Source organism: Paraburkholderia sp. SIMBA_054 (assembly GCF_046534875.1).
GTDB lineage: Bacteria > Pseudomonadota > Gammaproteobacteria > Burkholderiales > Burkholderiaceae > Paraburkholderia > Paraburkholderia hospita.
In genome coordinates, this window is record NZ_JAWRXV010000068.1 from 17,877 (window position 1) to 36,211 (window position 18,335).

Consider the following 18,335-nt stretch of genomic DNA (forward strand, 5'->3'; position numbering starts at 1 on the left):
AATACGCGTACCCGGCGTGTACACAATGTGTGATAGAAAAAGAGTACAGTTGCGACTGTTATCGACCGAAAGGCTCAATTTCGGTGAACTGTGCTCAAAATTTGGGCGCGGCGCCCGTCCGCTGTGCCTACGGCAGAGGCATCTCTTGAAGCTTTACGAAGAACTGGCGAAGGAAATCGAAGGGCAGATCCGGCGCGGCGTGTTCCGGCCGGGCGAGCGCGTGCCCTCCGTAAGGCAGACCAGCCAGCACCGGCAGATCTCGATCACGACGGTGCTGCGCGCGTACCTGATGCTGGAGAGCAAGGGCGTGATCCAGAGCCGCCCGCAGTCCGGCTACTTCGTGCGGCTCGGCGCGAACGACGCGCCGCCGCCCGTGCAGGAACTGGATGTATCGAAGCCAATCGCCGTGTCCGCGCAGGTCGACGTGAGCCGGCTCGTGCTGTCGACGCTGCGCTCCATCGGCAGCGACGAGGCCGTGCCGCTCGGCTCGCCGTATCCCGATCCCAGTCTGTATCCGTTCCAGAAGATCAACCGATACGCCCACGTGATCGGCCGGCGCAAGACGCAATGGGGCGTCACCGACGAGCTGCCGCCAGGCAATCCCGATCTGATCCGGCAGATCGCCCGGCGCTATCTGGAGAATGGCATCGCGATCGATCCGAACGAGATCGTCGTGACGGTCGGCGCGACGGAGGCGATCAATCTGTGTCTGCAGGCGGTCGCGAAACCCGGCGACACGGTCGCCGTCGAATCGCCGACCTTCTACGCGATGCTGCACGCCATCGAGCGCATGGGCATGCGCGCGATCGAAGTGGCGACGCATCCGCGCGAAGGCATCGACCTCGGCGCGCTCGCGCACATACTGGATAAACGCAAAATCGCCGCGTGCATGGTGATGCCGAACTTCCAGAATCCGCTCGGCTTCCAGATGCCCGACGACAAGAAGCGCGAACTCGTCAAGTTGCTGACGCGGCACGACGTACCCGTCATCGAGAACGACGTCTATCACGAGCTGTACTTCGGCGACGTGCATCCCGGCGCGCTGAAGAACTATGACAAGAAAGGGCTGGTGCTGCATTGCGCGTCGTTTTCGAAGACGCTCACGTCCGCGTACCGGATCGGCTGGGCGATGCCGGGCCGCTACCGCGAGCAGGTCGAGAAGCTCAAGTTTCTCAACACGCTGACCACGCCGTCGATTCCGCAGCTCGCGATTGCCGAATATCTGAAGCAGGATGGCTATGAGCATCATCTGCGCAAGCTGCGCAAGGGCCTCGCGCAGCGCGCGAAGCTGATGACGACGATGGTCACGCGCTTCTTTCCCAAAGGCACGCGCGTGTCGCATCCGATGGGCGGCTACGTGCTGTGGGTCGAGCTGCCGCGCAGTGTCGATTCGATGCAGCTCTACAAGCTCGCGCTGGAGCACGGCATTACGGTTGGCCCCGGCTATATGTTCTCGACCACGAACGGGTATAGCCATTGCATCCGCTTGAATTACAGTTATGCATGGTCGCCGGAAATCGAGAGCGCGCTGATGACGGTCGGCAAACTGGCGGCCGCGAGCATGCGCGAATGAGCTGACGTTTCGTCGAGAGGAGAACCGACTTGAATCCGAATGATGCGGCACACGACAAGCATTGCGAAGACGATGACGACGATAACGAACTCGATCCCACCGTCGAGCAGTTGCTGATGCTGCTATGGGAAGCGTCGCGCGAATCGCCCGGCAAGCCGTGGTCGCTCGCGAAGATCAGCAAGCGTGCCGATCTCCCCATGAGCACGTTGCGGCGCTATTTCACGCAGTTGCAGTCGGCGGGCGTGATCGCCGTGCAGATGGACGAGGAAGGGCGCGGATCGGCGTCGCTGACGGGCGAAGGGCTGGAGCTGTGCGAGGCGCTGTTCGGCGAGCCTTGAGTCGCGTCGAAGCTTACCGATGCGCATCGAAGCGCATCGAAGCCCGCGTGGCGCTTACGGCGTGGCTTCTTCCGAAGCCGGCAAGAACGACAGGCGCGACGCGAGCAGCATCACGCACGTGAGAATCGCAATGCCCGTCAGGATGCCCGCGAGCCGCAGCATCGCGGCGTGCGGATCGGCGGACCATGCGTGGTCCTGCACGAAAACCATGATGAAGGCGATCGTGAACTGCCGGCCGATATAGCTCGCGCCCTGTTTGCCCGTCTGCACGTGGCAGCCTGCCCAGATGCCCGCCGCCAGCGCGAGCAGGGACGGCACGATCTGGCCTTGCATCAGCGGCAATAGCGCGATCCCAACCGCGCCCGCGATCAGGCAGCCCACCATGCGTTGCACCATCTTGTCGGCGACGGGCTTCTGCGAGCGCACGACGACGGAAGTGGGCGGCAGGATCATCACCGCGATCGTCGTCACGAGCGCCTGCGCGAAGCCGGGCAGATCGAGCGTGACGGTGAGCGCCGCGAGGATCGCAACGGCGATGCCCGCCTGCACGCCCAGCACCATGCGCGCGTGGCGCAGGGTCTCGAAGGTGGGCGGCGGGGCGTTCGCGGTAGCGGCCGCCGCCGCGACGACTTTCGACGCGGGCCGGCGCCGCTCATACCAACTGATGCCGACGTGAAACGCGCCCGACACGAGGAGGCACGCAAACGTGCCGACGCACACCTCGGCGACGCGCATCATCGCGAACGACGCCGTCGGGCCGAACGCGATCAGCTTGTGCGCCTCGAACGTGACCAGCACCCACGTGATGCCGCCCAGCACCCATGCATACGACGCCGACGAGCCGTTTCCGCGATAGACGCAGATGGCGCCGATCACGCCCAGCACGGGGACGAACAGCCACGGTCGATCGCCGATGATCGGACCCAGCAGCGTGCCGAGCAGGCCGCCGAGAATGGTGCCGAGCACGCGATGCAGCGCGCGTTGTGCGGAAGCCGAGAAGCGCGTCTGCATCACGGCGAAACCGCTGATGGCGGCCCACCAGGTATAGGGCAGGTGCAGCAGATGCGCGAGCGCCACCGACAGGACGACCGAGATCACCGCTTCGACGCCGAACAGCGCGCGCTCGGGCGTCGGCTTCCAGGCGGCCAGTTCACGGCCGAGCGCGGACAGCGCGTCACGGCCGATCTGCGTGAACATGCGGGCGCGCATGCGAACCTCGTCGAGATGGTGTGTGTGAGTTCAGCGCGTGGCGATGGCGGCCGCGGCGCCCGCCATCATCGTCGCGCTGGTGCGGTTCGCGATCTTCACCGCGCGGCGGCTGGTCAGCAGCGCGCGCCTTGACGGCGGCGAGCGCCCAGATGAAATCGACGGACATCAGCACGGCGAGCATCGTCAGCGTCAGTTCGAGCCAGGCGAGCGTGCCGACACGCGACAGGTCGACGATGGTCGGCAGCAGCGCCAGATAGAAAACCATGATCTTGGGATTGCCGAGCGTAACCATCAGCCCCGCGACGAACATGCGCCACGGCGACTGACCGCTCGGCAACGTGCTTTCGTGGACGTCGGTGGGCGCGAACCACATCTTCCACGCGAGGAACAGCAGATACGCGACGCCCGCGAACTTCAGCGCGATGAACACCAGCGCGAAGCTATGCGCGACGACAGCAAGGCCGGCGACCGCGCAGGTGAGCCACAGCGCTTCGCCGATCCACATCGCGGCGAGAAACGGCAGCACGTCGCGGAAGCCGTTGGTGAGCACGCGGGCGACGAGCGCCGCGATACTCGGGCCGGGCGAGCCCGCGGCAACAATCAGCGCGAGCGCGAAGACGAGAAGACCGGAAAGTGCCATCGAACGACTCCTTTGCGAAAGGGTCTGTGGCTGGATTATATCGGCGTGGCGGGTTGAGTTGCGCGGGCAAGCAGTGTCAATATGTCCGCTGAGCCTCTGCCAACCAACCCGATGCAACTACCCGTCGTTCACTATCGGCCTGCTGTGCCCGAAGATGTCCCGTCGATTCGCGTCGTCGAATGCGAGGCGGCGCAGCGTTTCGTCAGCGTCGGGCTGACGGGCATCGCGGCCGCGCGCCCGATGGATGCGCCGTTCGTGCTGAAGAAGGTGGGGGCGTCGGAAGTGATCGTCGCGCAATGCGACGGCGAATGCGTCGGCTTCGTGATGTTCGCGATGCTGCGTGCGCGCATCTACGTCGAAGCGCTCGACGTCGTGCCTCAGCATGCGGGGCGGCGAATCGGCGCGGCCTTGCTCGATCAGGTCGACGTAAGGGCGCGAGAGACGGGCGCGACGTATGTCGAGCTGTCGACGTTCCGGCATGTGCCGTGGAATGCGCCGTACTATCAGCGGCTCGGCTTTAGCGTGCTGGAGGACGATGAGCTCGATGCCGCGCTGCTGCGCATCCGCAATTTGCGGATCGCGCGCGGTGTCGATGAGACGAAGCGCGTGTTCATGCGGCGCGTGGTGATGCCTGCTGGGCATGAATGAAAAAACGCGGCGGGAATCGCTCCCGCCGCGTTCATTGCACTACTGGCTGTTAGTTTCCAGCCCGGCGCGAGATCAGTTGACGGTTTCCAGCGCCGGATAGTCGGTGTAGCCCGCTTCGCCTTCCGCATAGAACGTTGCGGGAACCGGCTCGTTCAGCGGCGCATCCAGCTCGAAGCGGCGCACGAGGTCCGGATTCGCGATATACAGCTTGCCCCACGCGACAGCGTCCGCTTCGCCCGAGTCCAGCAGCTTTTGCGCGCTTTCCTTCGTGAACTTTTCGTTGGCGATATACACGCCGCCGAATTCCTTCTTCAGCAGCGGGCCGACGCGATCGTCGCCGAGCGCTTCGCGTGCCGCGATGAACGCGATCTTGCGCTTGCCGAGCTCACGCGCGACATAGCCGAACGTCGCGGCGGGATCGGTATCGCCCATCGTGTGCGAATCGCCGCGCGGCGCGAGGTGCATGCCCACGCGATCCGCGCCCCACACGTCGATACACGCGTCCGTCACTTCGAGCAGCAGGCGCGCGCGGTTTTCGATCGAACCGCCGTATGCGTCGGTGCGCTTGTTGGTGCTGTCCTGCAGGAACTGGTCGAGCAGATAGCCGTTCGCGCCGTGCACCTGAACACCGTCGAAGCCCGCCTTCTTCGCGTTTTCCGCGCCCTTGCGATACGCGGCGACGATGCCCGGAATCTCCGAGATGTCGAGCGCGCGCGGCGTCACGTACGGGCGCTGCGGACGCACCAGGCTCACATGGCCTTCCGGCGCGAGCGCGCTCGGCGCGACAGGCAGTTCGCCGTTCAGGAACACAGGGTCCGACACACGGCCGACGTGCCACAGTTGCAGGAAAATCTTGCCACCTTCCTTGTGGACGGCGTCCGTCACGAGCTTCCAGCCTTCCACCTGTTCATCCGACCAGATGCCCGGCGTGTCGGCGTAGCCGAGGCCTTGCGGCGTCACGGACGTGGCTTCGGAGATGATCAGGCCGGCGCTTGCGCGTTCGGCGTAGTACTTCGCCATCAACGCGTTGGGCACGCGCACGTCGCCAGCGCGTTGACGCGTGAGAGGCGCCATCACGATACGGTTTTTCAGCGTGAGATCGCCAATCTGGAGCGGGTCGAAAAGTGTCGGCATGTTGTGTCAATCCTTGCAGGCGCATGGCCCGATGTGTCGAGACTGCATTCGGGGAAAGCGAAGACGCCGGCGTAAATCAGAGATCCGTGTTCATGCGTGCGAGGAACGCCTCGATGACGGCCTCGTTGCGCTTGAAGAACACCCATTGACCCACGCGTTTCGACGTGATCAGCCCCGCGCGCTGTAACGCGGCGAGGTGCGCGGACACCGTGGACTGCGACAGACCGCAGCAGTCGTCGAACTGTCCGGCGCAGACCCCGTGCTCGTACGAAAGCTCCTGCTCCGGGAAATACTTTCCCGGCTCGCGCAGCTTCGCAAGAATCACGCGACGCGCCGGGTTGGCCAGCGCCTTGTGGATCGCGTCGATGTCGATATCGGTGGTCTTCGGGTTGGGCTTCGTGCTCATGAAACAGCGGACAGACTCTCTGGCCGGAATGTCGGCGTCTGAATCGCTATGGACCGAATCTTATATCGGAATTTCACGATATGTGTGGATGGCCTTACTGGTAATGGGGGTGATAGTGTCGTCCCCGGTCCGAGCCGGTGGGGCAGAGGTGCCTGGCGACGGCTGGGGGAGATTGACGCGAATCTGGGTGCTGTTTCGAATGGCGATCTTCGCTTTTCTGCTGATCGCTGCCTAAATGATGCGTTCGCATCCCGTGTCAAGCTTGGGATGTGATCGTTGACGTGATAAAGAGTGAGGTCAATTTGGTTTGGCCAGCGCCGGCGTTTGCATCATTAATTAGTTAGGTTTGCATATGAACTGGTACGTCAATTTAACTTTATAGCGCGGTTTTGGATCGGATCTTTGTGGCAAACCGGGGACGCTGGGTCCCCGGTCTTCAACCTGCGCGCTAGTGGCGAGCTGCCGCCGCCATCGAGTTGAGATGCGCGAGTTGTCCGTCGACCTCCGCATGCACGGTTTGCTGATAAACCTGTGCGGGAGTTCTGGCAGGCGTCGGCCCGCTATATGGCGGGACCCATCGGCCGGCCGGCAGACCGGCGGAATGGCTGCTCGGCAATTGGAGCGAGTTGTTGGCGGGCTGCGCGATGGAAGCGACGCCGCGGGTCGATTGCGCAAACGCCGTCGACGCTGTTACAACCAGAACGATCGCGATAAATGTACGTTTCATTTTGATCCCCAGGCAGTTAGGGAACGATCCCAGTGACTGGGAGGTGGAGATAACATAAGACCGCGGGTACGCCTTTTCGTTCAGGCCAGTCATCTCAGGGCGCTCGCTGTGAGCATCGATCAGCGAACGACGGACTCTCGAGGAGGAAAGACGGAGGCGTCTGCCGAAGTCGCTGCCCTTTCGCCCTTCCAGCAAACTACTGATCCATTGGCGCTTTTGGCCACGGTGGACTTAGTCCGCCGGGCTCGCACCGTTGACGGATCCGCGTGTCGCGGTGGATGACGTATTACGCTCCCTTTCCCGCGAGAGCAACTCCTGCTTCAACATGAGTGCCTCGCTATTGTCGTGCTGCAAGGAAAGCGCCCAAAAAATGCCCGAGCGCGCCATACGCAGGTCGTTTTTGTTGAGACCGCTGTGTGCTCGCGCAAGTGCGAGCGCCATCAGCCTGTGATTCTTGTCGCTATCTCGCCCGCTGTTCGAAACCGAACTCTGCGAGGACACGGATTGTGACGGCTGCGGCGTCGCGGTCGACGGTTGAGCCGGTTCGGGCACGGCAACCGACGCGACCGGCGCAGGCGTTGTTTCTGCTGTCATTGTCGAGTTTTGCGCCAACGCTGGATTTTGCGCCGAGCCTCGCGTGATTGCCGGCGCATCAACCCCCGGGGTCCGCCTCGCCTGGCTCGTGCCATTTGCCGTTACGCTACCTTGCGCAGTGTTCGATGCCGCTATCGGTTCTCCATCGGCGGAGCCACTAAGACGGTGAACCAATACCACTGCGCCGCAGAGCACGACTAATGCCACCAGAGTTAGCGCTGTCCCCGTTTTCATACGCGAACCACGGAAGCCGCCTTGAGATCGCGAAGGTGAACGCGCGCCGCCATGCGGGGCGGCGACGGCCGGTCGGACGAACGATGTCAGCCGGGACCGCCAGATCTGGCCCCCGGGCGCAACATTCGCACGCGCACCTGTAGCGCTTGCCGTTTTGGATGCCGTTGCGGCATTGGGCTTCTTCGTCGAGGTGCGTTCGCTGAACGCGAGCCTCGCGGGCGCCCCGCATTGTGGACAAAAATTAACAGGCTCGGATAACCTACCGCCGCACTGCGCGCACGTGGTCAAAGAATTCGGGCGACGAGCGGTTTGAGCGTCCATCGGCAAATGTTCCCCCTATAAATGCAACTGCTCCATGATGCGAACCGATACCGCGATCGCAATAAGATAAGACGAATCGAAAACGGAGCGGGGCAGATTGCCAATATCGGTCAGCGGCGCACTAGCGTCAACCCGCTATTCCGAATTACGCAAGCACGCATCGGTCATAAGGTAGCCCTTCGACGCAAATCAGAACGATCCGTTAGTGGGGTCGATGCGTTTTTCTACCGGAATTGCAAATGTTCATCGGCGGCATTCGTCTCCCCGATCACTACGTCGTCGACTCAATTCCTTGGACCCATTCGTCTCACGCAAAGAGAAGACTTCGACAAAATAGATAATGGGGTGCGCGTTGCGAGCTGACATACGTTTAGGAATCGATAGTAAATATCATTGATGTAGGCAGCGGCAAAAAATAACAGGGCGTAAGAAAGCCTGATTACTCAAGATTACAAACTGCGCGACGGTTTCGCTTAAGAAAGCGCACACGACTCAAGCACATGTCGCATGACATATAACGAGTACATTGCCTTCAGATTACAAATTGGACATCTCGCACAAATCCAACGTGATAGTCACCCGGTTTGAGGTACGCTCCTCGACTCATGTTGGCTCCCAATCAAGGGGCGACTCCATGGCTTTCAGCGGAGAAAGGACCGATGTTGAAAAGGGCAAGGTTGTTCAATGCGAGCGTCCCGGACAGGAGCGCGTGGCGCACAAAAAAAGTCTCGTTTTGCGCGCGCATCCTGTTAGGCGGTGCACAACTGGGTATTTTCCTGTCGTTAGGCACATTCGCGAGTGTGGGCTTCGCGCAAGACAATGCCATTGCTGCGGTTGGAACCACATCGACGCAGATTCCTTCGATCACGACTTGCGTCGCGTGTCACGGTGCGTTGGGTGCCGGCGAAGCGTCCGGCGCGCCGCGACTCGCGGGAAAGGATCCGCAGTACCTTGCCCACGCTTTGTCGATGTTCAAGGCAGGCACGCGCATCAGTGTGCCGATGCAGGCGGTGGCGCAGAACCTCTCGGACAGCGATATGCATGCGCTTGCCGTGTTCTTTTCCGGGCAGCACCCGCCGATCGTGAAAGCTTCTCCGCCACCTTCGCAAACGCTCGTGATGGCGGGCCGGCAACTGGCAGAGACGGGCGCGGGCGCTAGTGTTCCTGCGTGTTTCAGTTGTCACGCCGCAGGCGGCAAAGGCAATGGCGCGCGATTCCCGTCGATTGCGGGCGAGCCGTCCGCGTTCACGATCGCACGATTGCACGAATTCCAGGCGCGCGCGAAGTCCGCGCCGCCGAAGTCGGGCACGATGACGGCCGTTGCTGCTGCGCTCAACGAACAGCAGATCGAACAGGTCGCCGCCTATCTGTCCGTGACAGGGCCGTGACAGCCAGGTAGCGCGCGCGTTCCGTTACGACGTATTGATCTCGCTCATCCATCGATCTTTACCGCGACAAGCCCATCGATCCAATTACATAGAACAAGAGTGGCCCCTCTCTTCGCGTAACGCTTTGTTCTATTTCTCGAGGCTTGCGGGTGAGCCCGGCCGAAAGGACGACCGGAAGGCGTGGCGCCGCCGATCGCCGCTTATCGAGGCTCAATGGGTGCTAGCGTGACAAGACTGCCCGATACGTCCCGGGCAGTCTTTGGGATCCGACTCAAATCTCGGCGTAGTCGATACCGGTCAGAACACCTAGATGTGCGACGGTGGTGAAATGCGCGGTGTGCTTCGTATCGATGTTCAGCTCGCGCACGTTGCCGCCCAGATCGGTCACAAAGGCACGGCGCCCACGTGAGTCCAGAGACACACCAATACCCTCTTTCAGATCGTGGGCGAGCACCTGGCGATCAATCAGCCCGGACGCCGTGATTCTTGCGCGATTCAAAGTATTTCCGTCATGTGTATCGTCGCCACGATCCGTCCAGTAAAGCATGCTATCGCGGTGATCGATATCGAGGTCGATCGGTTCGGGCAGATCGGCCAGCAAACATTCGACGTCCGGGCGTCGATCGGGCGTCGCGGAAGGCGGCAACTCGATCCCCGCCCTGAAGATGCGGCCCTCTCCGCCATCCGGCGGTCCCTTTTGCGTCCAGTAGACGTGCCCGTTTGCTTTATCCAATACGATGCCTACGCAATGGCGAGTCGCGTCGCCCGTATCCTCGGGGAAATTCCCGGTGCGGACGAGTTCCGTCACTTCGCTGCCATCCAGCCGCGCGCGCATGACGCGCATGCCTTCGCGGTCGCACCAGTAGAGGTGGCCGCCTTCCTTGTCCAGCACGAGTTCCTTGGGCGTCCCGGCCTTACCGGAAGGCACCAGCACGCGATGCTCGCTTCCATCGAGCTTCGCGCATTCGATCGTGCCGTCGTTCGGAGGAACTGCGCCTGAAGCCGGATCGTCATCGACCAGATGGATGCCCGTTCCCATGTTGGTCCAGTAGACCACCTGGTTTTCAGCATCGACCTTGATGCCGTCGGGCGTGCGCGTAAGGTTCGCGACAATCACCTCGTGTGAACCGTCCGGTGATAAAGCGATGATCGCCGGTGGACGTGCCTGCAGGATATACAGCGTACCGCCATTCTTCGTAGCCACAGTCAATACCCTCCATGAGGTCGCTATAACCATCGTCGTATTGGCGGAGTCGATCCCTGAACCCGCCGCTGCTGAACCGTTCCAGACAGACTACCTTAAATTGCGCGAGGGCTCCCGGGTAGGGCGCGACTGTTGACTCAAGCGGGTGTCCTTTGAGTTGAATGCGTTCGTGTCGACGCCACTAAGGCTGGGTTGGCCGACGTGACGCGGCCATTCGCTGCAATGTTGCGCAGAGTGAGCAGGGGTTCGATGACTTCCGATAGTCGTTTATGAAATCTTTGCGGGAAGACTGCAATTCTTTCGATAAACCGCAATGTCGATACCCATAGAATCGTGACGCTGCGGATGCGCGGATGCAAAGCGGATCACATTCGACGGATGACTAGCCATTACGGTGCCGGCGGATCCTTCGTTAATTCTTTGTCAAGTAAGCGCGCGTTATCCGGAGCTTCTGGATGGACGGGGATCATGCACACGTCATGATCTCTTTTTGTGACACGGCCTGGAGTGCAAAGCAAGTGAAGAAGAAGATTATCGGCGCAGCTGTTCTTTCCGTCTTTGCGGTGGGGGTTCATGCGCAAAGCAGCGTCACCCTTTATGGATTGATCGATACAGGTATCGTCTATACGAATAACCAGGGTGGCAGCAGCGTGGTGCAGGAACAAAGCAGCATGCTGTCGAATGAAGTGTGGGGCCTGCGGGGAAGTGAGGATCTCGGCGGCGGTCTGCGTACGATCTTCCGTCTTGAGAACGGCTTCAATATACAAAACGGCAAGACCACATACGCGGGTACGATGTTCGGCCGTCAGGCTTTCGTCGGTCTGCAAAACGATCTGTATGGAACGCTAACGTTTGGCCGCCAGTATGATTCCGTGGTCGATGACCTTGGTCCCATTGCGTTGGCAAACAACGGCGATGGAAACAACCTGGCCGCACATCCGTTCGACAACGACAACGTGGATGACTCGTTCTATATCAACAACTCGGTCAAATACGTGAGTCCGACGTATCGGGGGCTGCAGGCCGAGGCGCTATACGGCTTCAGTAACGCGGCCGGTGGCTTTTCGAACAATCGCGCCTATAGCTTCGGTGTGACGTACAGCGTTGGCCCTATCAATCTGGCGGCTGCTTACCTTCAACTTAATAATGGTTCGCTTTCGGGAACGGGAGCGGTGTCGAACAACGACTTCGTCAATTTCCCCGCTTCACGCCAGCGTGTGATGGGGGTTGGCGGCAACTATACGATCGGGCCGGCGTCTGTCGGCTTGCTGTGGACGCATACCCTGTTCGACAACACGCAGCCGGGCGCGAACTCTGTGATCGCTCAATCATTTGATTCGCTTCATTTCGACAACTATGAAGTCAATGTGCACTATGCCGTGACGCCGTCTGTTTTGCTCGCAGGTGCCTATACGTTCACCCAAGGTGCCTTTGACGGAAGCACCGGTTCGGGTGATCCGAAGTGGCATCAAGTGACGCTGATGGCCGACTATGCCTTCAGCAAACGCACCGATGTCTATGTCGAAGGCGTCTATCAACACGCGTACGGTGCGACAGGTTCCGCGTTCGAAGGTGCGTTCATCAACGGCCTGGCTCAGGCTACGACGGGCAATCAGGTGGCGGCGACGGTAGGCTTGCGTACGCGCTTCTAACGCGTTTGCTCAATCTGGTCATGTGCCTGGGCGCCCGCACATCGTGCGGGCGCTGCCTGCTTGGGCAGTTCGACGAAATGCCGGGATGGCTTGCTCGCATTCCGATACGAGACAGCTGGCATATCTGGTGTGAAGGATTATTCAGGATTGCGCCGCGCAGTCGTATCGATCTTCGACTTCGAAAGAAAGGTCACTTTCGATTGCTTGTCTTGAAAAAGACGGTTATAGTTGAGCAAGTAATCAGTCATTTAAGGCAGTTCATGGCCCGTCCCTTGAGTCCCGAAAAACGTAGCGCCCTGTTGGAATCCGCGACGCAAGCCGTCGCTGAACTGGGCGTGCAGGCCTCCACGGCGAGCATCGCGCGTGGCGCCGGCGTGGCGGAGGGCACGCTGTTCACGTACTTCGAGAGCAAGGAGGCATTGTTCCAGGAACTGTATCTGCACCTCAAGCGCGGCCTGGCCGACGCTGTGATGCCTGACTATCCCACGGGAGCCGACTACATGCAGCGCATGCAGCACGTTTTCGAGCGTTATGTGAACTGGGGACTGGCCAATCCGTCTGCACGGTTCGCGGTTGCCCGGCTTGCGGGTTCAGGGCAGGTATCGGACGACACACGATCACAGGGCATGCAGCCGTTTCTGGCCGTCGCCCAGATGATGCAGGATGGCGTGCGCGACGGCGTGTTGGTCGATGCGCCGATCAGCTTTCTCTCGTCGTTGATCGAGCACATTGCCGACACGACGATCGAGCATATCGAAAGGCATCCCAAGGACGCCGCGCTTCAAAGGAAGCTTGGCTTTCGCGTTCTGTGGCGCGCAATCACGATGTAATTTTTTTACTCAATTAATGAGTGATTGGGCGCTCACTAATATGCACTCACTTAGTTTGCGAAAGGAGAAAGTCATCATGTCCAGTCAGAAGTGGTTCATAACGGGAGCCTCCGGCGGTCTCGGGCTCGCCCTCACGGAAAAAGTGCTGGCGCAAGGGCATCGCGTGGTCGCAGCGGTGCGTCGCATCGAGGGAATGCGAGCACTGACGCAGGCCTATCCGGATCTGCTTGAAGTGGAGTCGGTGGACGTGATTGATCGCGAGCAGGTTCAGGCGGCAGCAGCACGTCATCCCGATGTCGACGTTGTGGTCAACAACGCGGGCGGCGCGGTTATCGGCGCGATGGAGGAAATGAGTGACGCCGATATCCAGCAGCAGATCGCGCTGAACCTGCTGGCGCCTATCCACGTCACGCGCGCGTTTCTAGGCGCATTGCGCGAGAAACAGCGCGGCACGTTCATCCATGTCAGCAGCGTCGGCGGACGTGCCGCGTTCCCCGGAGGCTCGATGTATCACGCCGCGAAGTTCGGTCTGGAGGGCTTCGCCGAAGCAGTTAGCCAGGAAGTCGCCGGGTTCGGCATCAAGACCATCATTATCGAACCGGGCTCCATCAAGACAGGGTTCGTGGCGAATATCCGCTGGACGCCGCAACTCGACCACTACAAGGACAGCACGGTTGCCAGGCTGCGTCGATGGATCGAGGAAAACGGTGAAGCAGATGCTTCGGGCGACCCGGTGAGAATGGCCGAAGCGATCTATACGATCAGCCAGATGCCGGAGCCGCCGCTGCGCACCGTTCTAGGCGGCGATGCCTATGCTGTGCTGGAAGCGGGCTATACCCGGAGTCTGGCCGCGCTGCAGGCGCAAAAGGATCTCGCAGCGTCTGTGATGTTCGAAGGTAAGTCTGGCTTCATGCCAGAGTGACGAGCTTCCACGTCTTCAATGCCAACGCGTAGTCCCGGCGTATCTCAAAGGATTAAACGACCATGTCCAAAGTCTGGTTGATTAGCGGTGCGTCCCGAGGTTTGGGCCGCATCATTCTCGAAGCTGCGCTGGAAGCCAGCCACCCTTGCTGCCGATTTCGGCGCGGTATCGCCTGAGTTGCCCCCGGAGTAAGACGATGCGTATTGTTCTGATCGGCGCAACCGGCATGGTGGGCGAAGGCGTATTGCGAGCGTGCCTGAAAGCACGCGACGTCACCGAAATCATCGTGATCAGCCGGCGTGCGCTACAGGGTTACGAGGATCCGCGGCTCAAGGTCGTCATCACGCCACATCTGGAGCGCTTTCAAGCCGAGGGCGACGTTTTCGTCAAGGTCGATGCGTGCTTTTTCTGCGTGGGTGTTTCGTCATTCCGTATGTCCGAGGCGGCATATCGCGCGGTGACCTACGACCTCACGCTTCATGTCGCGCAAGAACTGCTTCGCGTGAGCCCTGCGATGACGATGGTTTACGTATCCGGCGCTGGCGCCGACAGCAGCGGGCAGGGCAAGACCATGTGGGCCCGCATCCGCGGAAAAACCGAGAATGCGTTGCAGCGGCTCCCATTTCGGCAAGTCGTGATTTTTCGGCCCGCCGCCATCATTCCCGAGGACGGTATCCAGTCGCGCACCGCCGTGTATCGGTGGATGTATGTCGTGCTCAAGCCGTTTCTGATTCTGGCCCGCCGCATTTCGCCGGAGCATGTGTTGACGACGTCGGTTGTCGGCGACGCCATGCTCAATGCCGTGCGTCGCGGCGCACCACGGTCCATCCTGAATCCGCCAGACATTTATCGATTGGCCATCATCTCGCAGGCTTGATCCGATTGTGGACACGGACGAGCCGCGCGCATCACATCGTGGACGCGGTGGTGCTCCGCAGCGCGGCGCCCACGCTGCGAATCGTTTCTTTCATGCTGGTAGAGACGATGACGAGTTGAGTCCGCAGCGGGTCATTCTTCAGCGAAAGCCTGTCACAGGGGCGGTACATGGATGTGTTCACCATGATCCGGATTCAACGTCGCAGCGTTGACGTGCTGCCTGAATCGCGCCTAATCATCTGAACGAACCGCGATAAATCGGGCATTGCCTTGAAATACGCATGGTGTAACGTATGCTGCCTTCGTGCACGCCTATCTCCTCGGGTAGCGCTGCGAATGTGAGACTGCCCTCGGGTTTGAAGCGGTCGCGCAAAAACAGGAGGGCAAGACCATGGCTGCCGACATGTCCGCCAGCGCCAGTTGCGGCGACTCCGCGCGTAGCGCGCTGGATCCCGACGCATTGCGGCGCGGCGTGCTCGACAATCTCATCTGCCTGCAGGCTCGCCCGCTGGCCATTGCTACGCCGCACGACTGGTATATGGCGCTTGCCTACAGCGTGCGTGACCGCATGCTGGCGCGCTGGGCCGCCACGATCCAGACCTATGCTGCTCGCGAGCTGAGGGTTGCGTGTTACCTCTCTGCGGAGTTCCTGATCGGACCGCAACTCGGCAACAATCTCGTGAACCTGGGCATCGAGGCGGAAGCGCGTGCTGCCATGCAGTCGCTCGGCCAGGATCTCGACGCGCTCATCGCCCTCGAGGAAGAGCCGGGACTCGGCAATGGCGGACTCGGAAGGCTCGCCGCCTGCTATCTGGACTCGCTGGCCACGCTTCAGATACCGTCGGTCGGATACGGCATACGCTATGAGTTCGGTATCTTCGACCAGGTGATCCGCGATGGCCGGCAGGTGGAGGCCACCGACAAGTGGCTGCAGAAGGGCAACCCATGGGAGATCGTGCGTCCCAACGTGAACTACTACGTGCGCTTCGGCGGACACACGCAGGTCGAGAACGATGCGCAGGGCCGCTATTGCGTGCGCTGGATACCGGCGCACATGGTCAAGGGTGTGGCTTGCGATACACCGATGCTCGGATTCCGGGTCAACACCTGCAACACGCTACGCCTATGGAAGAGCGAAGCTGTCGAGTCCTTCGATCTGGAGGACTTCAACGCCGGCGACTACTACCAGGCTGTGCAGGAAAAGGTGATTTCCGAAACGCTGTCCAAGGTGCTCTATCCCAACGATGAGCCCGAAGCCGGCAAGCGGCTGCGCCTCGCGCAGCAGTACTTCTTCGTTTCCTGCTCGTTGCAGGACATGCTGCGCCTGCTCGATATCAAGGGCGAACCCATCGCGCGCTTTTCCGACATGTTCACGGTACAGCTGAACGATACGCATCCTTCAATCGCCGTGGCAGAACTGATGCGCCTGCTCGTCGACGAGCGGCAGGTCCCTTGGGACGAAGCCTGGAATATAACCCGCGGCACGCTGGCCTATACCAATCACACACTGCTGCCCGAAGCGCTCGAAACCTGGGGGCTGCCGCTTTTTCGCAGCCTGCTGCCGCGCCTGCTCGAAATCATCTATGAGATCAACCGACGCTTTCTCGACGAGGTCCGGCAACGTTATCCCGGCGACGATGCACGCGTGGCGCGGATGTCGATGATCGACGAGGCCGGCGAGAAGAAGGTGCGCATGGCGCATCTGGCGACTGTCGGCTGCCATGCTGTGAACGGCGTGGCAGAGCTTCATTCCGCGCTGCTCAAACAAACGGTAATGCGCGATTTCGCACAACTGTGGCCCGAGCGCTTCAAAAACGTCACCAATGGCGTCACGCCACGTCGCTTCATGCTGCTCAGCAATCCTGGGCTTGCGCGGTTACTGGACAAGACGGTGGGCGAGGGATGGGCGACCGACCTCACACGGCTTCGCGCCCTCGAATCGCATGCCGACGATTCGGGCTTTCTCGACGAATGGCGCCGCGTCAAGCATTCGAACAAGGCGATTCTCGCTCAGCACATTCGAAGCACGACAGGCGTCGAGGTGGACCCTGCCGCGTTGTTCGACATCCAGGTCAAGCGCATTCACGAGTACAAGCGACAGCACCTGAACGCGCTGTACATCGTCACGCTGTATCAGCGTCTGCGCCGCGACCCGCAACTCGCTGTCGCGCCGCGCTGCTTCGTATTCGGCGGGAAAGCGGCGCCGGGGTACGCGATGGCCAAACTCATCATTCGCCTGATCAACGGCGTGGCGGAAGTCGTGAACAACGACCCGTCGATAGCCGGACGGCTCAAAGTGGTGTTCTACCCGAACTTCAATGTGAAGAACGCACAGTTCATCTATCCCGCAGCGGACTTGTCCGAGCAGATATCAACTGCGGGCAAGGAGGCATCGGGTACGGGCAACATGAAATTCATGATGAACGGCGCACTGACCATCGGAACGCTCGACGGCGCGAACATCGAGATCCGGGAGGAGGTCGGCGAGGAGAACTTTTTCCTGTTCGGCATGACCGACTCTCAGGTGGAGCAACTCCGGCGCGATGGTTACCGTCCGGCAGACTTCGCGGCTGGCAATGGCGAATTGCGCGACGCACTGGATCTGATTGTCAGCGGGCATTTCTCGCGCGGCGACCGGGATATGTTCCGGCCGCTTGTCGACAATCTGCTGCACGCCGACCCATTTTTTGTGCTGGCCGACTACGCGGATTATGTGGCTTGCCAGGAGCGTGTGAACAGCGCATGGCACGACATGCGGCGCTGGACTCGTATGTCCATCCTCAACACCGCACGTTCGGGTAAGTTCTCCTCCGATCGCGCGATCGGCGAGTACTGTCACGAGATCTGGAGGATCCGCCCGGTGAGTGTCGCCCTTGAGCGGCTCTGAGAAACGCGACGTTCCTGTGCTTCTCGCGCAACCAACTCGCGACCGCCTCGCCGCGTTATGCAAGATAGCGCGGACTCGCGCCTCAACCAGGTGAACTCAAGGATGACTGCTGGTAGTTCTGGATTCCGACCTTGTCGATCAAGCCGATCTGTATCTCCAGCCAGTCGATATGATCTTCAGTGTCATCGAGGATGTCCGAAAAGATCATTCTCGACGCGTAGTCTTTGACTGATTCACAGTATGTGATCGCCTCTTTGCAATGGGCCTGGGCGGACTGTTCGAGTTTGAGATCGCATTGAAGGACCTCGAGCGTATCCTCGCCGACGAGCAGCTTAGCCAGATCCTGCAGATTGGGTAGGCCGTCGAGCATGAAGATCCGCTCGATCAGCTTGTCGGCATGCTTCATTTCCTCGATTGACTCGTCATATTCGTGTTTGCCGAGTCCTTCCAGCCCCCAATGCTTGTAGAGGCGTGCATGTAGAAAGTACTGATTGATGGCCGTCAGTTCGTACTTCAGTTCGGCGTTCAGATATTCAATGACTTTTGGATCGGCTTGCATGACAGCTCCCGTCATTCCGCAGCGTTTCATACAGGATAGACGGCTGGCGTGAGCACGGCGGTAACGAGACAGGGAGCGCAAATGATTCTCTTTTGCGGACCATTTCTTATCGTCTGCGCAATAGCTAATTCCCTCGCCACGCACCAGCGAAGTACCTTGCGCGGTAACGTCATCAAGAATGACGCATTTATCC

15 protein-coding genes and 1 pseudogene are annotated in these 18,335 nt (G+C 60.5%); 9 read left to right on the top strand and 7 right to left on the bottom strand.

Going from position 1 to position 18,335, the window contains the following annotated elements; all coding sequences use genetic code 11:
* The first annotated feature begins 145 nt into the window (after positions 1 to 145).
* Both SB822_RS45830 and SB822_RS45835 read left to right on the top strand, forming a co-directional pair.
* On the top strand, positions 146 to 1,573 hold the full coding sequence (locus SB822_RS45830) for a PLP-dependent aminotransferase family protein (protein WP_410857814.1): 1,428 nt from the start codon (positions 146 to 148) through the stop codon (positions 1,571 to 1,573).
* Positions 1,574 to 1,602: 29 nt separating this feature from the next.
* On the top strand, positions 1,603 to 1,911 hold the full coding sequence (locus SB822_RS45835; RefSeq protein ID WP_007744708.1) for a hypothetical protein: 309 nt from the start codon (positions 1,603 to 1,605) through the stop codon (positions 1,909 to 1,911).
* 54 nt (positions 1,912 to 1,965) lie between these two features.
* Here SB822_RS45835 and SB822_RS45840 read toward each other — a convergent pair whose 3' ends face one another.
* Both SB822_RS45840 and SB822_RS45845 read right to left on the bottom strand, forming a co-directional pair.
* Positions 1,966 to 3,120: an FUSC family protein gene (locus SB822_RS45840; RefSeq protein ID WP_079501746.1), complete on the bottom strand. Its 1,155-nt coding sequence runs from the start codon at positions 3,118 to 3,120 to the stop codon at positions 1,966 to 1,968.
* A 30-nt stretch (positions 3,121 to 3,150) separates the two neighbouring features.
* A pseudogene (locus SB822_RS45845) lies at positions 3,151 to 3,760 on the bottom strand (LysE family translocator).
* 81 nt (positions 3,761 to 3,841) lie between these two features.
* Here SB822_RS45845 and SB822_RS45850 point away from each other — a divergent pair.
* Positions 3,842 to 4,408, top strand: coding sequence for a GNAT family N-acetyltransferase (locus SB822_RS45850; RefSeq protein ID WP_410857815.1), 567 nt, complete (start codon positions 3,842 to 3,844; stop codon positions 4,406 to 4,408).
* A gap of 72 nt (positions 4,409 to 4,480) precedes the next feature.
* On the opposite strand, the gene SB822_RS45855 is transcribed toward SB822_RS45850, so the two are convergent.
* The 3 genes from SB822_RS45855 to SB822_RS45865 all read right to left on the bottom strand — a co-directional run bounded on the left by SB822_RS45855 (position 4,481) and on the right by SB822_RS45865 (position 6,675).
* Positions 4,481 to 5,542: an alkene reductase gene (locus SB822_RS45855; protein WP_007731631.1), complete on the bottom strand. Its 1,062-nt coding sequence runs from the start codon at positions 5,540 to 5,542 to the stop codon at positions 4,481 to 4,483.
* A gap of 76 nt (positions 5,543 to 5,618) precedes the next feature.
* Complete coding sequence (locus SB822_RS45860) at positions 5,619 to 5,948, bottom strand: ArsR/SmtB family transcription factor (protein ID WP_009769642.1); 330 nt, start codon at positions 5,946 to 5,948, stop codon at positions 5,619 to 5,621.
* Between the two features lie 448 nt (positions 5,949 to 6,396).
* Positions 6,397 to 6,675, bottom strand: a complete 279-nt coding sequence (locus tag SB822_RS45865) for a hypothetical protein (RefSeq protein WP_009769641.1) — start codon at positions 6,673 to 6,675, stop codon at positions 6,397 to 6,399.
* Positions 6,676 to 8,483: 1,808 nt separating this feature from the next.
* On the opposite strand from SB822_RS45865, the gene SB822_RS45870 reads away from it, so the two are divergent.
* Entirely contained in the window at positions 8,484 to 9,212 is a 729-nt protein-coding gene (locus SB822_RS45870; protein WP_079486996.1) for a c-type cytochrome, read from the top strand.
* Between the two features lie 271 nt (positions 9,213 to 9,483).
* On the opposite strand, the gene SB822_RS45875 is transcribed toward SB822_RS45870, so the two are convergent.
* Entirely contained in the window at positions 9,484 to 10,416 is a 933-nt protein-coding gene (locus tag SB822_RS45875; protein WP_079486995.1) for a hypothetical protein, read from the bottom strand.
* 518 nt (positions 10,417 to 10,934) lie between these two features.
* Between SB822_RS45875 and SB822_RS45880 the strand changes: the two genes are divergently transcribed.
* The 5 genes from SB822_RS45880 to SB822_RS45900 all read left to right on the top strand — a co-directional run bounded on the left by SB822_RS45880 (position 10,935) and on the right by SB822_RS45900 (position 17,583).
* Positions 10,935 to 12,068, top strand: a complete 1,134-nt coding sequence (locus SB822_RS45880; RefSeq protein WP_410857825.1) for a porin — start codon at positions 10,935 to 10,937, stop codon at positions 12,066 to 12,068.
* A 260-nt stretch (positions 12,069 to 12,328) separates the two neighbouring features.
* Positions 12,329 to 12,898: a TetR/AcrR family transcriptional regulator gene (locus SB822_RS45885; RefSeq protein WP_079501713.1), complete on the top strand. Its 570-nt coding sequence runs from the start codon at positions 12,329 to 12,331 to the stop codon at positions 12,896 to 12,898.
* A complete protein-coding gene (locus tag SB822_RS45890) occupies positions 12,861 to 13,820 on the top strand; it encodes an SDR family NAD(P)-dependent oxidoreductase (protein WP_410857816.1) in 960 nt (319 codons plus the stop codon). Before SB822_RS45885 ends, SB822_RS45890 begins: the two co-directional genes overlap by 38 nt.
* A gap of 196 nt (positions 13,821 to 14,016) precedes the next feature.
* Positions 14,017 to 14,697 carry a semialdehyde dehydrogenase gene (locus SB822_RS45895; protein WP_410857817.1) on the top strand — a complete coding sequence of 227 codons (681 nt, stop codon included), beginning with the start codon at positions 14,017 to 14,019 and terminating at the stop codon, positions 14,695 to 14,697.
* Positions 14,698 to 15,087: 390 nt separating this feature from the next.
* Positions 15,088 to 17,583, top strand: a complete 2,496-nt coding sequence (locus SB822_RS45900; protein ID WP_410857818.1) for a glycogen/starch/alpha-glucan phosphorylase — start codon at positions 15,088 to 15,090, stop codon at positions 17,581 to 17,583.
* Positions 17,584 to 17,665: 82 nt separating this feature from the next.
* Here the strand turns inward: SB822_RS45900 and bfr are convergent, their stop codons facing one another.
* Positions 17,666 to 18,142 carry a bacterioferritin gene (gene bfr, locus SB822_RS45905; protein WP_007731670.1) on the bottom strand — a complete coding sequence of 159 codons (477 nt, stop codon included), beginning with the start codon at positions 18,140 to 18,142 and terminating at the stop codon, positions 17,666 to 17,668.
* Positions 18,143 to 18,335 lie beyond the last annotated feature (193 nt).